Source organism: Maribacter sp. MJ134, from assembly GCF_003970695.1.
In the GTDB taxonomy this organism is placed as follows: domain Bacteria; phylum Bacteroidota; class Bacteroidia; order Flavobacteriales; family Flavobacteriaceae; genus Maribacter.
This window is the reverse complement of record NZ_CP034570.1, coordinates 3,638,709-3,655,314: the sequence shown is the minus strand read 5'-3', so window position 1 is coordinate 3,655,314 and position 16,606 is coordinate 3,638,709. Positions and strand designations below refer to the sequence as shown.

General features: G+C 41.1%; 15 protein-coding genes. 8 read left to right on the top strand and 7 right to left on the bottom strand.

The annotated features are described in order from the left end of the window. Window positions 1-159 precede the first annotated feature (159 nt). The 7 genes from aqpZ to EJ994_RS15805 all read left to right on the top strand — a co-directional run bounded on the left by aqpZ (window position 160) and on the right by EJ994_RS15805 (window position 6,384). Window positions 160-849 carry an aquaporin Z gene (gene aqpZ, locus EJ994_RS15835; protein WP_126593372.1) on the top strand — a complete coding sequence of 230 codons (690 nt, stop codon included), beginning with the start codon at window positions 160-162 and terminating at the stop codon, window positions 847-849. A gap of 111 nt (window positions 850-960) precedes the next feature. Then, complete coding sequence (locus EJ994_RS15830) at window positions 961-2,277, top strand: gluconate:H+ symporter (RefSeq protein ID WP_126593371.1); 1,317 nt, start codon at window positions 961-963, stop codon at window positions 2,275-2,277. A 10-nt stretch (window positions 2,278-2,287) separates the two neighbouring features. Further along, entirely contained in the window at window positions 2,288-2,755 is a 468-nt protein-coding gene (locus EJ994_RS15825) for a RidA family protein (protein ID WP_099572325.1), read from the top strand. A gap of 5 nt (window positions 2,756-2,760) precedes the next feature. Further along, the gene (locus tag EJ994_RS15820) at window positions 2,761-3,873 is read left to right on the top strand and encodes a D-TA family PLP-dependent enzyme (RefSeq protein ID WP_126593370.1); all 1,113 of its coding nucleotides are present in this window, start codon (window positions 2,761-2,763) and stop codon (window positions 3,871-3,873) included. A 2-nt stretch (window positions 3,874-3,875) separates the two neighbouring features. Beyond that, on the top strand, window positions 3,876-4,940 hold the full coding sequence (locus EJ994_RS15815; RefSeq protein WP_126593369.1) for a dipeptidase: 1,065 nt from the start codon (window positions 3,876-3,878) through the stop codon (window positions 4,938-4,940). Further along, entirely contained in the window at window positions 4,937-5,677 is a 741-nt protein-coding gene (locus EJ994_RS15810) for an SGNH/GDSL hydrolase family protein (protein WP_126593368.1), read from the top strand. The genes EJ994_RS15815 and EJ994_RS15810 overlap by 4 nt, the downstream gene beginning before the upstream one ends. Window positions 5,678-5,739: 62 nt before the next feature. Then, window positions 5,740-6,384, top strand: a complete 645-nt coding sequence (locus tag EJ994_RS15805; RefSeq protein ID WP_126593367.1) for a hypothetical protein — start codon at window positions 5,740-5,742, stop codon at window positions 6,382-6,384. A 5-nt stretch (window positions 6,385-6,389) separates the two neighbouring features. Here EJ994_RS15805 and EJ994_RS15800 read toward each other — a convergent pair whose 3' ends face one another. From EJ994_RS15800 to EJ994_RS15785, 4 genes are all read right to left on the bottom strand, one after another. Next, the gene (locus tag EJ994_RS15800) at window positions 6,390-8,576 is read right to left on the bottom strand and encodes an acylase (RefSeq protein WP_126593366.1); all 2,187 of its coding nucleotides are present in this window, start codon (window positions 8,574-8,576) and stop codon (window positions 6,390-6,392) included. Window positions 8,577-8,622: 46 nt separating this feature from the next. Next, window positions 8,623-9,666, bottom strand: coding sequence for a TPM domain-containing protein (locus tag EJ994_RS15795; RefSeq protein ID WP_126593365.1), 1,044 nt, complete (start codon window positions 9,664-9,666; stop codon window positions 8,623-8,625). Window positions 9,667-9,836: 170 nt separating this feature from the next. After that, window positions 9,837-10,145 (bottom strand): PDZ domain-containing protein, encoded by a 309-nt coding sequence (locus EJ994_RS15790; protein WP_164721488.1) that lies wholly within the window; start codon window positions 10,143-10,145, stop codon window positions 9,837-9,839. Window positions 10,146-10,165: 20 nt separating this feature from the next. Next, complete coding sequence (locus EJ994_RS15785) at window positions 10,166-10,939, bottom strand: S1C family serine protease (RefSeq protein ID WP_126593363.1); 774 nt, start codon at window positions 10,937-10,939, stop codon at window positions 10,166-10,168. 211 nt (window positions 10,940-11,150) lie between these two features. Between EJ994_RS15785 and EJ994_RS15780 the strand changes: the two genes are divergently transcribed. Further along, complete coding sequence (locus tag EJ994_RS15780; RefSeq protein ID WP_126593362.1) at window positions 11,151-12,890, top strand: ABC transporter ATP-binding protein; 1,740 nt, start codon at window positions 11,151-11,153, stop codon at window positions 12,888-12,890. 122 nt (window positions 12,891-13,012) lie between these two features. On the opposite strand, the gene recQ is transcribed toward EJ994_RS15780, so the two are convergent. The 3 genes from recQ to EJ994_RS15765 are packed head-to-tail and all read right to left on the bottom strand — an operon-like array spanning window position 13,013 to window position 16,551. Then, complete coding sequence (gene recQ / locus EJ994_RS15775; protein WP_126593361.1) at window positions 13,013-15,106, bottom strand: DNA helicase RecQ; 2,094 nt, start codon at window positions 15,104-15,106, stop codon at window positions 13,013-13,015. Window positions 15,107-15,157: 51 nt separating this feature from the next. Next, window positions 15,158-15,490 carry a 2Fe-2S iron-sulfur cluster-binding protein gene (locus EJ994_RS15770; protein ID WP_126593360.1) on the bottom strand — a complete coding sequence of 111 codons (333 nt, stop codon included), beginning with the start codon at window positions 15,488-15,490 and terminating at the stop codon, window positions 15,158-15,160. Between the two features lie 2 nt (window positions 15,491-15,492). Beyond that, on the bottom strand, window positions 15,493-16,551 hold the full coding sequence (locus EJ994_RS15765) for an NAD(P)/FAD-dependent oxidoreductase (RefSeq protein ID WP_126593359.1): 1,059 nt from the start codon (window positions 16,549-16,551) through the stop codon (window positions 15,493-15,495). Window positions 16,552-16,606: the final 55 nt, after the last annotated feature.

Genomic DNA, 16,606 nt, shown 5'->3' with positions numbered 1-16,606 from the left:
AAAAAAGATTGGCCAGCCCTCTAATTTTCTAGTATAACAGGAAGTATGATAATAATAAAGTCTCTGATTATGTGACTTTTATGACATTGACGTTTCTAAAACCTAAACATGGTTTTCATCTCTATATAGATGAAGTATTACTAACCTAAACTTTAAGAAATGAAAAAATTAGCAGCAGAATTTATTGGTACCCTCTGGCTTGTATTAGGCGGGTGTGGAAGTGCGGTATTGGCCGCAGGGTTTCCAGAATTGGGAATTGGTTTTGTGGGAGTTTCCCTAGCATTTGGTCTCACCGTTATCACCATGGCTTACGCCATAGGACATATCTCTGGTTGCCACCTTAATCCAGCAGTATCTATTGGGCTATGGGTCGGTGGGCGCTTTGAAGGTAAGGATGTAGTCCCTTATATCTTATCCCAGGTTATGGGCGGTATTGCAGGAGCAGCGATTTTATATATGATCGCTACTGGAAAAGCTGGGTTTGAAATAGGAGGCTTTGCAGCCAACGGTTATGGGGAACACTCTCCCGGCGGCTACGGAATGACCTCGGCCTTGATAACAGAAATTGTACTGACTTTCATTTTTCTATTCGTCATACTCGGGTCTACCTATACGAAGGCACCTAGAGGTTTTGCCGGTCTGGCCATCGGTCTCTGTTTAACACTGATACACTTGATAAGTATTCCCGTAACGAACACCTCTGTGAACCCTGCCAGAAGTACTAGTCAGGCATTGTTTGCCGGTGATTGGGCTATTGGACAATTGTGGCTCTTTTGGCTTGCACCAATTGTTGGAGCTGTTATTGCCGGATTGGTATATAAATTTCTATCTCCAGAAGTAACGGATTAAGTTTTCCAAACTACAGTTTTTTGCGCATCCTATTTTTTAAAAGAATAGAGATGCGCAATTTTTTTTGTGGTATATTAGAAGCACTAACCATCAACCAATGAAAATCTTTTTATGCCTCTACTTATTGTAATATTCGGGATAGTGCTTCTTTTTATTTTGATTACCCGTTTTAAATTGAATCCCTTTATAACCTTTATTATAGTTTCTTTATTCGTAGGCATCGCCGAAGGTATGGAGCCCGTTTCCGTTGTTGCGTCCATACAAAAAGGCATAGGTAGTATTTTAGGGTTTTTGGTCATTATTTTGGGCTTGGGCGCCATGCTAGGCAAATTAGTTGCCGACAGCGGTGCCGCCCAAAAAATCACGACAAAGCTTGTGGAAAAATTCGGCAAAAAAAACATACAATGGGCTGTTGTTTTGACCGGTTTTATTGTAGGCATACCAATGTTCTACTCCGTGGGTTTCGTTATTTTAATTCCATTGGTCTTTACCATTGCGGCAACAACAGGCTTGCCCTTGTTATACGTAGGCTTACCCATGTTAGCCTCCCTTTCCGTTACCCATGGTTACTTGCCTCCGCACCCTGCACCCACGGCCATTGCAGCAACATTTAATGCAGATATCGGAAAGACCTTGCTGTATGGAATTATCGTTGCCATTCCTGCAATTATTGTTGCGGGGCCGCTATTATCCAGGACTATAAGGAATATTGAAGCCACACCACTCAAGGAGTTTTTAAACCCGATTATACTTAAAGATGAGGAAATGCCAAGTACTGGTGTTAGCATTTTTACAGCCTTACTTCCCGTTATTTTAATCGCAATCGCGGCCTTAGCGGAATTAATGCTCCCAGTAGATAATGGAATCTCAAAAATAATCGTATTCCTAGGGAATCCGGTTATAGCTATGCTCATATCGGTTTTGGTCGCCATTTACACCTTAGGACTAGCAAGGGGAAAAAAGATGAAAGAGGTTATGGACTCTGTAGCAAGTGCTATTACGGGAATTACCATGGTGCTCTTGATCATTGCCGGAGCAGGTGCCTTAAAACAGGTTTTGATCGATAGTGGTGTAAGCGAATATATTGGTGAAATGCTAAAAGGTTCTTCCGTATCACCTCTAATTTTAGCCTGGCTTATAGCCACCGTAATTCGGGTTTGTGTTGGTTCTGCAACAGTTGCAGGCCTAACCGCTGCCGGGATTGTACTTCCCTTGATCAGTGGTACCGATGTAAGCCCTGAACTAATGGTCCTAGCTATTGGTTCTGGAAGTTTAATGCTCTCCCACGTAAATGATAGTGGTTTTTGGCTGTACAAAGAATATTTTAACCTATCGGTAAAAGACACCTTAAAAACATGGACGGTTATGGAAACTACCGTGGGGATTATGGGATTGGTGGGCGTACTAATTTTGAACTTATTTATATAAAACAATCACTATGGCTCAAAAACCTTCAGAAAAACTTAAAGAACTTGGATTGGTCTTACCTCCTGCCCCTCCACCAGCCGGACTATACAAACCTGTTCTAGTGGTAGATAATTTTCTATATATTTCTGGTCAGGGACCTATGCTTAACGATGGTACGCTCTATACGGGGCGTGTTGGTGATAACCTCACTTTGGAAGAGGGTAAGCAAGCCGCACATCATGTTGCACTAACCATGCTCGCTACGATTACCACCCATTTTGGTGATGTCGATAGGATTAAAAGGTTGGTTAAAACCCTTGGCATGGTCAATTGTACACCAGACTTTAGCAAACAACCTCTAGTAATAAATGGGTTTAGTGAATTAATGTCGGATGTTTTTGGACCTGAAAATGGTGTAGGGGTAAGAAGTGCCGTCGGTATGATGCTACCTGATCAGGTTGCCGTTGAAATAGAGGCCATGTTTGAACTTCACAAATAAGACAGATGAATCAAGAGCAGTGGTACCAACTAAAAAGTCATAAACATATTATCTCGCCCGCTTTGCTAGTCTACCCGGAAAGGATACAACAGAATATTCAGACCATGATCAACATGGCGGGAGGCACCGAGAACCTTAGACCGCATATAAAGACCCATAAGTGTGCCGAAATTATTAAGCTCCAAATGGCGCAAGGCATTGAAAAGTTTAAATGCGCTACCATTGCTGAAGCGGAACTATTGGCCAGCTGTAATGCGCCTGATATCGTATTGGCCATGCAACCTGTTGGTGTTAATTTAAACCGCTTTGTTTCGCTGATAAAAAAATTTCCAAAGCTAAAATTCGCTACTCTAGTCGATAATAGGGCCACCAGTAATACAATGGCAGCCGTTGCGGAGAAAAACAACGTAACCATAGCCTTATATATCGATTTGAACACAGGTATGAACCGAACGGGAATCATACCTTCTTCGGAAGCTTTTGATCTATACAAGAGCATTTCTAAGCATTCTTCCCTATCCATTCAAGGATTGCATGTGTATGACGGACATATAAGAAATCCTGACCCAGTAGCTCGCAAGATAGATTGTGATGCTGCTTTTGAAAAAGTGTTGGCCCTCAAAACACAGCTTATTTCTGCAGGATTGCCTAAACCAACGGTAATTGCCGGCGGATCACCCTCCTTTCCTTTTCATTGTAAAAGAACTAATGTAGTGGCAAGTCCTGGCACTACCCTGCTTTGGGATTGCGGCTACGGAGACCTGTTTCCCGAAATGGAATTCCTTCCAGCTGCGGTTCTGTTCACAAGGATTATAAGCAAACCAAAAGCAGGTATTCTTTGTTTTGATTTAGGTCACAAATCCATAGCTCCTGAAATGGCTTTCCCTAGAATGCAATTTTTAACCTTGGACCATGGCAAACAAATTAGCCAATCGGAAGAACATCTGGTTATGGAATATGACGACCTAAAAGTGTTAGAAGTCGGAGAACCCCACTATGCCATACCTAAACATATTTGTCCTACAGTTGCAAAGTACGAGTCGCTATTGGTCGTAAGAGATGGTAAGGTTTCCGAAGAATGGAAAGTGGCCGCAAGGAATCAAAAAATTTCAATATAAGTATGTTCATTTTCGATGCCCACCTAGACCTATCCATGAATGCCATGGAATGGAACCGTGACCTTCGATGGTCCGTAGCGGAAATAAGAGAAAGTGAACAGGGCATGACGGACAAACCTGATCGCGAAAAAAACACCGTATCTTTTGATGCCATGCGAAAAGGTAATATTGGACTTTGCGTTGCCACCCAGATTGCCCGTTACGTAAAACCAAAAAACACCTTACCTGGTTGGAATTCTCCACAACAGGCATGGGCCCAAACGCAGGGGCAACTGTCATGGTACAAATCCATGGAAGATGACGGATGGCTTAGGCAAATTACCAATAAAAGAGAACTGAACGCTCATTTAGAAAATTGGCAGAAGAACAAAAAAAATACTCCAATTGGATATATCCTAAGTCTAGAGGGAGCAGATTCCATTATCAATCTAGATTATTTGGAAAAATCATATGAACAAGGTCTACGTGCGATAGGCCCTGCACATTACGGACCGGGAACCTATGCCTTTGGAACGGATTCCATAGGTGGAATTGGCGTTAAGGGTAAGGAACTTCTAAAAAAAATTGAAAAACTTAATTTAATTCTCGATGCTACACATTTGTGCGACCAGAGTTTTTGGGAAACTATGAAAGTCTACGAAGGCCCAATCTGGGCAAGCCATAATAATTGTAGAAAATTCGTGAATCACAACCGTCAATTTTCGGACGAACAACTATTAGAATTAATTGATAGAAAAGCGGTCATTGGAACTGCTTTGGATGCTTGGATGATGGTTCCCAACTGGCAACGTGGAAAATCTACCCCAGAAAAAATGGGTGTAACACTAGAACATATGGTGCAGAACATTGATCATATTTGTCAACTAGCGGGAAACTCTTTGCACGTTGGTATTGGTACCGATTTAGATGGCGGATTCGGAAAAGAACAAGCTCCAATGGATTTAGATACGATTGCAGATTTACAGAACATTCCCGTATTATTGACCAAAAAAGGATATGATTCCGATGATATTTCTAATATTATGAATCGTAATTTTATTAATTTCCTACGGCATACTTGGACATGAACAGACGACAATTCGTAACTATAAGTTCTTTGGGCGCGTTGGGTACTTTACTTCTCAACTGTACAGAATCAAAGAAAATACTTCTTAAAAAGAATTATACTATCGCCTGTTTAGGTGATAGTATTACAGCTACACAAGATGGATATGTTCAACTACTTCAAAATTACGTGGATACGAACCACAAAAGCTTAAACATTAGGTTCCTGAATTGGGGAAAAAGCAGCGAAACAATTACCGGACTTACCGAAAAAAACCACTCCGGACCGAGACCCTATTTATTTGAAAGACTGGACGGGCTACTTAATAGTACCCATGTAGATATCATCTTATTCTGCTACGGCATTAATTGCGGTATTTACGGAGCTCCTTCACCCAAATTATTCGATGGTTATACCATAGGCATCTACTCCTTCTTGGAAAAGATAAAATTAAAGGGAACCAAAGCCATTCTTTTAACGCCACCACCACTTGCATTGAAAGCAGCACCCATCTCCCCTAACTCAGGGCAAACGGATTATGGTTATACCAATCCATATCCAAAATACGAGAGCGAAGTATTGCTAAAATTCTGTGAAATCATAAAAGGTGTCCAACATTCAAATAGCTTAGGTGCCATAGACATTCATACACCATTACTAAGACATCAAGAGACATGTTATGACCAAGACCCTATACACCCGAATTCGGCAGGACATCAACTGATTATGGACACCGTTGTCGATCATTTAACAATTTAACAAGCCCTTAAGTCCCTATGGCAGGGTATTTGTTATCTTTATTTGATTTTTACAGGTAATCGATGATTAAAAATATACTCTTTTTTGCTTTATGCTTTTGTGCTTTTACCGTAGTTCATGCGCAATCGGATATTCCTACCCAGAAACCCTTGAAAATTGAGGCGATAAAAAAGGCGGACCCGAAGGGCACCACCAAAACCGGGCCGGTACTAAATATTCCATCGGTTATAAAAGAACAACCGGAACTGGATTATAAAAAACCTAAACCAGTTAAAATGATTCCGGATGAGGAACTGGTGCAAGCAGGAACCGGTCTTAAAATAGACCCGCGTATAGGACCTGGAGAACGACTTGGAGGCTCTGGAGAATACTTTGCCGATCAATATTTAGGTGACGTTAAGAGTAATGGTAAATTTATAGGTGTTGTTTGTAGAGATCACGAATATGTTGATGGAGACCGGGTTAAAATTTGGGTCAACGATATGGTCGTAGAACCGAACATGTTGCTTACCGGAGCCTTTAAAGGTGTTAATGTAGACTTACAAAAAGGTTTTAACAAACTAGATTTCGAAGCTTTGAACCATGGTTCTTCAGCGCCCAACACTGCGCAAGTAGATGTTTACGATGATACGGGACAACTCATCTATTCCAATAAATGGTTGCTATCTTCGGGCTCTAAGGCCACTTTAATCGTCACGAAAGAATAAGACTATTATCTCTTTCCTGGCCTATATGTTTCTTTTGCCCTTTTTAATACATCACCCCTGTAATATAACGCATCCTTCCAGTCTACATTAATATATTTTTGGATTTGATCATCAAAATGTGGCGAATTAGGATTTCCACTTTGCCCTCCCGCTAAAATCGTTTTGGCTTTAACCTTATCTCCAAATTCGACCGCAGCAACAAAACTATTGCCTCGGGTGCCGTAGATTTTCTTTGCTCCCTCTGTTTCGTAACGAGCACCATAAGCGGCTAGAGCTCCCCATCTACCAGAAGCAAAACCAACGGCAAGGCTAGGTTTATCATCATCAAACTGCTGTTGTATATCGCCATTTAGACGTTGGTATCTATTTACTTCTCCCCAAGGAAGTTTCCAAGTTCCAAAATCCGTAATTAAGTGGTCTATAACCGTCTCGAATATTCTAAGCTTTTCGCCGTTAGGAGATAAACTTCCCCAATATTGCACTCTTTCCATAGGGATTAACCCTTCAGGATAACTTCCTTCTTTATAATACTGAGTACCATAAAAGTGCGCCAGGGTCATTGCGACAGATTCCTTTGAGGTTTTAAAATCCCAATCGGCCAATTCCGCTATCGCCTCCTGTAGTTTAGGGTTTCTATCATCATGCATATAATAAGCTTTTATGAGCCCGGGTATTAGCGCTTTAAAGGCGGGCAAATATGGGTCGTGTGCAAGTTCAATTAACGAATCCAAGGTGTATCCCTCTGTATCCTTTAAAAGACTTACGGCATGAATACCCCTAAAATTTTCTTGGTCACGTGACATATAATAGGGATAGTCCTCCTTTTTAGGACTAAACTCCAATGCCGAAGTATAGGGTGTAGAATTACAATTTTGTATCCATCCATTTTCAGGGTTGAGCACCAGAATATTCTCCTCTACCGTATGTAAACCTTGCCAATCCGTTTTGGGGTCCCAACCCTCCACAGGCCGTGAATAGTCAAAACTCACATCGCGCTTGGGAATAAAATTACCATGGAAATAGGCAATGTTCCCCTCAGCGTCTGCATAGACGGTATTGTTACTGGAATTGGTGCGTATGTCCATCATTTCACGGAAACCTTTGTAGCCCTCTTTTTTGGTACGCACAAAAGACTGCTCTAAGGCCTTTACGGGCTCCCACATCATCGCAGAAGCGGTCCATTTACCATCTTCCATATGGGTAATGGGTCCGTGGTGCGTGCGATAGGCAGGAAATTTCTTTTCTTTTAACCCTTCACCACTCTTATATTTTAAAGTGATTTCTGAAACTTCAACAGGTCGTAATTCTTCGCCATATTGATAAAGGATTTTCCCCTCTAAGCTTGTAATGTTTTCCTTGAACTCGTCCATCACATCGGTATAGGTAGATGTGTGCATCCATCCCGTTTTCTCGTTAAAGCCTTGGTACACGAAAAATTGACCCCAAGTTACCGCGCCATAAGCATTTAATCCTTCCTCTGAAACCACGTGGACTTCCCCTCTAAAATAGAAGGAAGTATGCGGATTAATCAAGAGCATTGCGTTGCCGGATTGGGTTAAATCTCCAGAAATAGCTATACCATTAGAACCTTGTGGTTCGGCCATTTCCTCTTCCTTTTCAATGGCCATAATTTCCGACTCTGGTATTTCCATGTTCCCCTCATAAAAGGCCTTTATTTCGCTAGTTCTTATGCGCTCAATATCGCCACCAATACTCCCTTCACTAAAATACATGGGCATCCAGGGCTCAAATCTTGTTAGTAATTTAGGTTTCACTTCTGGGTGGGTGTGCAGGTAATAATTAACCCCGTCCGCAAACGCATCACATAATTTCTTTAACCAATCCGGGCTCTTTTCATAATTGGCTTTTGCCTCGTCCTCCGTCATGAAAAGTTTTGCCCGTAAATCACTGTACAACGCTTCATCACCTTCTACCTCCGCCAAGCGACCTGTGGCCCAGATGTAATTTTGCTCTACACGATTAAAATCATCCTCACATTGCGCATATAGCAATCCAAAAACGGCGTCGGCATCCGTTTTGCCATAAATGTGCGGAACTCCATAATCATCCCTAATAATTTCAATGGTCTGGGCTTGTTTTTCCCATCTTTCACTTTCCGTCAAAGGTTTCGTTTCAGAGGTACAGGACGTGAACAGTAGAACGGATAAAAAGATGAGCACAATAGATTTCATATGGATTAATTTTTAAGCGAATGAAGATACGGTAATTGGTCTGAAATTACCAACTTCCACTAGCACCACCTCCGCCAGAACTACCACCGCCTCCAGAGAAACCACTAGAACTGCTGCCTGACGAGCTAGAGCCAAAAGAATGGGTTCCTGAAGATGAAAAGGTTTTTCTGTAATAGGTTTTGTCGTTCTTAATCAAGGAAAGTTCAAAAACATCTTTCCCAAAAAATTTAATTTTAAAAAAAGCAATGAGCGTGGCTATCCCGAAGAAGGGGATCAGCAGTAATAACAACATTTCCGGGTGCTCAAAAAGTAACGCTCTAGGTAAAAATTCTTCCTTATATATTGATATAAAAACCACTAGAGGAACCGCCATAAACACCAGTCCGAAAAGCGCAGATAAAGACACTCCTAAAATCATGAACAATCCGGGAATCAATCCTAATTTGCCAATTAAAATCCCCCTGAGAACCTCCACCAAACTTTTATATGATTTAAAGAAAAAGAACCCCCCAAAACCGACAAATAACAATAAAAACAAGAATAAAAATCCGTAGCCTATGCGCCTGTCTCTTTTTTCGTCATTTTCAATTTCAGCTTTAAACTCTTCCAGTGCCTCAGGTTCTTGCAAAAACGAAATTAATTGGTCAGTTGCCTCAGAAATACCTTTGTAATACCGCTCTTCCTTGAAATGGGGAATCATCGTATTCCTAATGATACGGGATGCGACCGCATCTGTAATATAGGGTTCTAGTCCGTAACCCACTTCTATACGCACTTCCCTATCGTGTTCTGCGAATAAAATAAGTAAACCATTATCCTTCCCCTGTTGTCCTAGTCTATTTTCATTAAAAAGCCCGTTCGCATAGGTTTCTATGGTCTCAAAACCTAAACGCTCTATAGTGACCACGACTAATTGATTGGTTGTACCCGATTCAAAATCGGTAAGCCTATTTTTTAATTCCAGTAATTCATTTGCATTGAAAATGGCCGCGCTATCGGTCACAATTTCTTGCAACGCCATGTATTGCTGTTGTGCACCAAGCGCTAATGAAAAGAAGAGTAAAAATGACGCAAGTGTTTTTTTAAACATCGGAATCAATGGAATAAATAGATTGAAAATGAATCTTTTCCAAAGATAGTACACTTCTCACTGTGTTGAGTTAACTGTTCAGAAACGAGCTTTAGGGAATTTGTTTTAATCTGGAACCGGCCAAGAAGAGAGCCAAAACGCTCTATTTCCCATATTTGCTAAGAGCAATTCTAATTGATAGTCAAAAAATTCTTGCGTACCTCGGAAGCATCAACTGTAACCATATGCTCTTTTCCCTCCCGCAAATAGCTAACCGCAATTTTCTCTTTGTTCACCAACAATTTTTTTACCCCTTCCAAACAGCCTACGTGGCAGGTCTCCTGTGGTCCTATCTTCAATATGATATCACCACCAAAGAGCATTTCCTTACCGCCAATATTAGCAGGTATATAACCACCCCGAATGCCCGCAGCACTAGCTGGGCTGGACTTGGCAACTTTTTGTACTAGAAGCCCTCCAGTAAGATTCAGATTAAACAACTTGGCCAGCTCGTCCGACTTTAAAAAACCCCTTCAATACCAATCCAAGGCCTATCTTCAAAGGACAACAAGGATTTAACCGTATTACTTGTTACGGCCATGCCTATACCTTGAAAACCACCTGAAACGGTCAAAATACTAGATGCGATACCCACTACTTCTCCGTTAGAATTGAAAAGGGGTCCACCACTATTCCCAGAATTAATGGCTGCATCCGTTTGAATGAATTCAATATTTACAGTCCCGTCATAAAGCGTATTGAAGTTCCGAAACGCCGATACGATACCCGATGAAAATGAATTTTCCATACCGTAAGGACTACCAATGGCATACACGTTCTGACCTACGGCCATGGTATCGGAATCGCCAAAAGTGGCATGGGAAAGGGAACTGTCCGGCACATCTAGCTTCAAAAGTGCAATATCTGCAGATTTTTCACTGAAAAGCAAGGTTGCTTTGCGCAATTTCCCATCTTGTGTCTTAATACTTATGGAAGAAGACCCATCTACCACATGAGCTGCGGTAAGTATATGACAATCAGACGAAATTAGGACTCCGGAGCCAAGTCCCTTGTTCTGTACCGGGCCGGTTTGCGTAAAAGAGTTTGAGGTGGTGTAAATAGTAACCACCGAAGCAATAACTTCATTGTACAACTTAGCAACGCTTGTTTCCTGAGCCGAAAGATTTTTAGGGAATGTTCTTTTTTTTGCCGGTGCGTGGTGACCCTCTTGCGCCATAAGCGCGGTAAGGCTAAACGAAAACAGTAGGGCAAGTACTTTTGTTGTTTTTTTCATGTCTATGGTTGTTCTAGTTGGTTACATATTCCGTTTGGTCGTAAGCCACCCATCTAAACTAACGGACCCACTTGCATTTATTTTTTCAAATACCCCTCTTATGACTATTACACCTTTATAAATTCAAATTCTTTTTCAATAATACCTACCTTTATACGCTGTTTTCAATATCTCATAAAACTTCGAACGGACTCCTACTAAAACTGAATTAATGCCCGAAAAAAAAGTTAGTATTCTTACCGCGTTCAAAACCATTATTTGGCCCAGACGAAAGTTAGTTTTCCTTGGACTGGTATTAATTGTAATTAGTAAAGCGGCGAGTTTCGTAGCGCCAGTATCTCTTCGCTATTTTTTGGACGACATTGTACCCAATAAAGATTATGACCTTCTCAAAATACTAGTAGCCATAGTTATATTTTCTTTTTTCGTACAAGGTCTTATGTCTTTTCTTTTGACCAAGGTCCTCAGCATACAAGCACAATATATGATTTCCGAGCTTAGGGCACAGGTACAGAAACAGGTACTCTCATTACCCATTCGATTTTTTGACAATACAAAATCAGGGGCTTTGGTCTCAAGGATTATGAGCGATGTTGAAGGTGTTCGAAACCTAATTGGAACTGGATTGGTGCAGTTAGTGGGCGGAACCATTACGGCAATCGTATCACTAATACTTTTATTGAGAATAAGTCCGGGTATGACATTGCTTACTTTTATTCCTCTTGTTTTATTTGCCATAATCGCTTTAAAAGCTTTTAAAATTATCCGTCCCGTTTTTCGTGACCGAGGTAAAATAAATGCGGAAGTCAAAGGACGATTAACCGAAACTCTTGGCGGAATACGGGTAATCAAAGGATTTAATGCAGAAGCGCAAGAAGCAAAGGTATTCGAAAAAGGTGTTGACAAATTATACCGGAACGTAAAAAAGAGTTTAACCGCTACTGCTGTAATGACAAGTTCGTCCACGTTTCTTTTAGGCTTGGCCACAACAGGAATAATGATGGGATATGGTGGCTATAAAATGATGGAAGGAGAATTAACGACGGGGCAATATTTTGAATTTACCTTTTTATTGGCGCTGATGATTGCCCCAATCGTACAGATGAGTAATATTGGTAGTCAGTTAACGGAAGCATTGGCAGGTCTTGACCGGACAGAAGAACTGATGAACGAAGTATCCGAAGCAAACGAAAAAGAGCGTACCGTTCAGCTTTCAAATATTCATGGTGATATGTCTTTTGAAGATGTTTCATTTGCTTATGAAGAAGATAAGGATGTGCTGCACAATATTAGTTTTAAGGTAAAGTCAGGGGATGTCATAGCTTTGGTAGGCAGTTCGGGGTCAGGTAAATCCACTATTGCCGGTTTGGCAGCTACTTTTTTGAACCCGGATTCAGGCAAGATTACAGTAGACGGGATTGATATGGCAAAGGTAGATTTGACCAGTTTTCGTCAGTTTTTAGGTGTTGTATTGCAAGATGATTTCTTATTTGAGGGTACCATAAAAGATAATATCCTTTTCCCCAGACCCAATGCCTCTGAAGAAGAGTTACAAGCAGCAGTAAAAGCAGCATACGTAGATGAGTTTACGGACCGGTTTGATGATGGTTTGGAAACCCTGATCGGCGAACGCGGTGTAAAACTTTCTGGTGGACAACGCCAGCGTATCGCCATTGCCCGTGCAGTATTGGCAAATCCAAAAATTCTAATTCTTGATGAAGCGACTTCCAATCTAGATACAGAGAGTGAAGCGTTGATACAAAAAAGTTTGGCCGCACTAACCGAAGGAAGAACCACTTTTGTAATTGCCCACCGTTTGAGCACCATTCGGAAAGCGAACCAAATTCTGGTTATAGAGAATGGAAAAATAGCGGAGCAGGGAACCCATGATGAATTAATAGCTACTGAGGGTAGGTATTATAATCTGTTCACGTATCAGGCGAGGATATAAACTTGGTTGTTGGTTTTTCGTTGTCCGTGGTAAAGTCTTATTAGAAGTTTTACATTTTCATTCTAATATTCAATGTAATTAAAGTTCAAGTGAAAAGTTAAAAATAATTTTGTGCGCGACCCTTATTCATCCAACAAATACAATCCTATCTTCAATTTCCAATAGGGTATTTTTTCTTCAAAATATTCAACAAAGGCTTTGAGACTTTCTACGCCTTCTAAATCTTCTTTGGCATCGGCTATGCTATCCAATTCTTCCGCTGTTAAAAATTGATGTAAATCAATTGATTTGCCTTCCATGTTTGCTTTTACCAGATGTCCATAGACCGTATTTTCAGAAATAGCCCTTTGCTCGGCAATTTCAGCGATGGACAAGCCTTCTTTAAATAGTTGTAAAGACTTCAGATGTGTTGCCACTTTTGATTTCTTACTCGGCGCATGTGCTGCGATTTCTTTTAAAAAAATGGCAGCATATTTTTCCAGCTTAGCCTGCCCTACCCCAGAAACTTGCAGAAACTCCGTTTCATTCTTAGGTAATTTTAACTCCATATCCTTTAAACTGGCATCGCCAAAAATTACGTAGGCAGGAACTCCTTCCGCTGTGGCAATCTCATGACGTAAGACCCTAAGTTTTTCGAAAAGCCCTGTTTTGGAACTACGCGCCTTTAATTCTCGTTTTGGCCTATCAGCTACTTTTTGCAATGTCGCCAATTGTACTTCTTTCTTATTGTAAAGCACTTCTTTAGCTAACGGAGTAAGTCCTAATCTAGCTCCTTCTTTAAAATTGATATGTAATACCCCCTTATTTAATAGTTGTATGACATATTGCTGCAAGTCTTGCCAAGAAATATCCTTAACGGCCCCGTAGGTCTTAATGTTTTGATAACCTTTCTCAAGAACTTGGGCATTTTGAGCTCCCCTTAGCACATCAATAACGACGCCCATGGGCTCTCGTTCCCTTAAACGGGCAACCGCAGAACAAATTTTCTGCGCCAATACCGTAGCATCAAAATATGCAGGCGGCTGCTTACAGATATCACAATTGCCACAGCCCTCTGTAACCTGTTCACCAAAATAATTGAGCAACGCTATTCTACGACAACTTAGGGCTTCTGCAAATTGTTGCATTCGTTCTAGTTTTGCATATTCCACAGTTGCATTTTCACTAGTGAAGATAAACCGACGCAGTTGCGCAACATCACCAAAACTATAGAATAATAAGGCATGAGCGGGAAGTCCGTCTCGCCCTCCGCGGCCAATCTCCTGATAATATCCCTCGATATTTTTGGGAAGGTTGTAGTGTATCACCCAACGTACATTACTTTTGTCAATACCCATTCCAAAAGCAATGGTAGCGACTACAATAGGTGTTTTATCCGTTATAAAATCCTCTTGGGCTTCATTACGCTCCTCAGCGGACATGCCAGCATGATAGGCCTGTACCTTGAAACCTGAGGCAACCAGTTTAGCCGCGATAGTCTCCGTACTTTTTCTGCTCAGGCAATAAATAATACCACTTTCATTGGGCCGCTCCTGCAGAAATTCGAGAATATGACGTATCCGGTCTTGAGCGGGTTTTACCTCTAAAAATATGTTAGGCCTATTGAATGAGGCCAAGTGTTGTTCTGCTTCCGGAACATTAAGTTGATCCACTATATCTTCTTGTGTGGTCTTGTCCGCCGTTGCCGTTAGGGCTATGATGGGAACGTTCGAAAATCGCTTCTTTAGGCCACCAAGTTGCGTATAGGCAGGTCTAAAATCATGCCCCCAAGAAGAGATGCAATGCGCTTCATCTATGGCAAAGATGCTTATGGGTATGGTTTCCAAAACGCCGTGTACAAATCCTAAACTTTCCGGTGCTATATAGAATAGTTTTAATTGCCCTTCCTTCAGTTGTTTAAATATGGCTTGCTGTGTTTCCTCGGTTTGTGAACTATTATAATAAGCGGCTGAAATACCATTGGCTTTGAGCACATCTACCTGATCTTTCATTAAGGCAATTAACGGACTTATCACTATTGCCGTGCCTTCTAGTGCCAATGCGGTCAACTGATAGCATAAAGATTTGCCGCCACCTGTGGGCATAATGGCCAAGACATCTTTTTTGGCCATGACGTCCTGAATAATCGCCAATTGATTCGGTTTAAAATTGTCGTATCCGAAATGTGTCTTTAGTAATGGTAGTAAAGTACTTTCTTTATTGACTGTCATCGCCATAAAAGTAGGTAATGCAAATGAGTTTTAACAAAGGAAATATAGTGTTGAGGTCTAAGATTCCTCTGGAGCCAACACTACCTCTAGCCCAGCCATATCTTCAGTTATGTGAAGTTGACAACCTAATCGGGAATTTTCCTCTACGTTAAAAGCCTCAGCAAGCATGGCCTCTTCATCATCGGACTTCTCTGGAAGCTCATGATTAGATTCTATGTAACACTGACAGGAAGCGCACATGGCCATACCACCACATATGCCTATGGTACCTTCTGGAGCAAGTTCATACGAACGCACTACTTCCATAAGGTTCATGTTCATATCGGTCGGGGCATCAATTTCGTGAAGAACGCCTTCTCTATCCGTAATCTTGATCTTTATATCTGTCATTACTAATCTATCGCTTTTACTACCGCTTTTGGAGCTTCTTTTTTACTACCATCGAATCCAGTAACACCTCCGACCGTAGTATATTTCATTACGTACTTTTTATCTGGATAAATTCGTTGATAGGCACTCTGGCACATTAACGTTGCTTCATGAAAACCACAAAGTATCAATTTTAATTTGCCTGGATATGTATTTACGTCCCCTATGGCATAAACACCGGGAATATTGGTTTGGTAATCCAAAGTATTATCCACCTTTATGGCATTTTTTTCAATCTCTAGACCCCAGTCCCCTATTGGTCCTAATTTTGGTGACAGTCCAAACAAGGGAATAAAATTATCTACTTCTAGAGTAATTAGGTCTTCTGAATCACTTTTTTTAATACTGACAGATTGCAGTTTACTTTCTCCATATAAGCCAACAATCTCCGCAGGTGTAATCAGGTCTATTTTACCCTCATTCTTAAGATGCTGTACTTTTTCGACGGAATCCAAAGCGCCCCTGAATTCACTGCGACGGTGAACCAATGTTACTTTTTTGGCCACATCGGCCAAGAAGATGCTCCAATCCAGGGCAGAATCTCCACCACCGGCAATGACCACTTTTTTATCCCTATAGACTTCCGGATCCTTAATGATGTAAGCGATACCGTTATCCTCGTACTTTGTCAAATTTTCTAAAAGTGGCTTCCTAGGTTCAAAACTACCTAGTCCCCCGGCAATGGCCACTATTGGCGCATGATGCTTTGTACCCTTGTTGGTGGTAACGATAAATGTTCCGTCCGCTAACTTTTCAATCGTTTGTGCACGTTCTCCTAAAGTAAAACCTGGTTGAAAAGGTTTTATTTGTTCCATAAGATTATCTACCAAATCTCCTGCCAGCACCTCTGGAAAACCAGGAATATCGTAGATAGGTTTTTTAGGATATATTTCAGAACATTGACCGCCCGCTTGTGGCAAGGCATCGATAAGATGACATTTTAATTGTAATAAACCTGCTTCAAAAACGGCAAAAAGACCCGTGGGGCCCGCTCCAATTATCAGTATGTCTGTTTTAATCATTGGTAAAGTAATTAATGGCTCGTAAAATTAACGGATAGGTAAGTCAACTATATAT

What these genes read in the sequence shown, in the direction of transcription:
- EJ994_RS15765 (WP_126593359.1), bottom strand. Translation starts at nt 16,551, where the DNA reads ATGATTAAAACAGACATACTGATAATTGGAGCGGGCCCCACGGGTCTT.
- recQ (WP_126593361.1), bottom strand. Translation starts at nt 15,106, where the DNA reads ATGGCGATGACAGTCAATAAAGAAAGTACTTTACTACCATTACTAAAG.
- EJ994_RS15780 (WP_126593362.1), top strand. Translation starts at nt 11,151, where the DNA reads ATGCCCGAAAAAAAAGTTAGTATTCTTACCGCGTTCAAAACCATTATT.
- EJ994_RS15825 (WP_099572325.1), top strand. Translation starts at nt 2,288, where the DNA reads ATGGCTCAAAAACCTTCAGAAAAACTTAAAGAACTTGGATTGGTCTTA.
- EJ994_RS15785 (WP_126593363.1), bottom strand. Translation starts at nt 10,939, where the DNA reads ATGAAAAAAACAACAAAAGTACTTGCCCTACTGTTTTCGTTTAGCCTT.
- EJ994_RS15815 (WP_126593369.1), top strand. Translation starts at nt 3,876, where the DNA reads ATGTTCATTTTCGATGCCCACCTAGACCTATCCATGAATGCCATGGAA.
- aqpZ (WP_126593372.1), top strand. Translation starts at nt 160, where the DNA reads ATGAAAAAATTAGCAGCAGAATTTATTGGTACCCTCTGGCTTGTATTA.
- EJ994_RS15830 (WP_126593371.1), top strand. Translation starts at nt 961, where the DNA reads ATGCCTCTACTTATTGTAATATTCGGGATAGTGCTTCTTTTTATTTTG.
- EJ994_RS15820 (WP_126593370.1), top strand. Translation starts at nt 2,761, where the DNA reads ATGAATCAAGAGCAGTGGTACCAACTAAAAAGTCATAAACATATTATC.
- EJ994_RS15810 (WP_126593368.1), top strand. Translation starts at nt 4,937, where the DNA reads ATGAACAGACGACAATTCGTAACTATAAGTTCTTTGGGCGCGTTGGGT.
- EJ994_RS15800 (WP_126593366.1), bottom strand. Translation starts at nt 8,576, where the DNA reads ATGAAATCTATTGTGCTCATCTTTTTATCCGTTCTACTGTTCACGTCC.
- EJ994_RS15805 (WP_126593367.1), top strand. Translation starts at nt 5,740, where the DNA reads ATGATTAAAAATATACTCTTTTTTGCTTTATGCTTTTGTGCTTTTACC.
- EJ994_RS15770 (WP_126593360.1), bottom strand. Translation starts at nt 15,490, where the DNA reads ATGACAGATATAAAGATCAAGATTACGGATAGAGAAGGCGTTCTTCAC.
- EJ994_RS15795 (WP_126593365.1), bottom strand. Translation starts at nt 9,666, where the DNA reads ATGTTTAAAAAAACACTTGCGTCATTTTTACTCTTCTTTTCATTAGCG.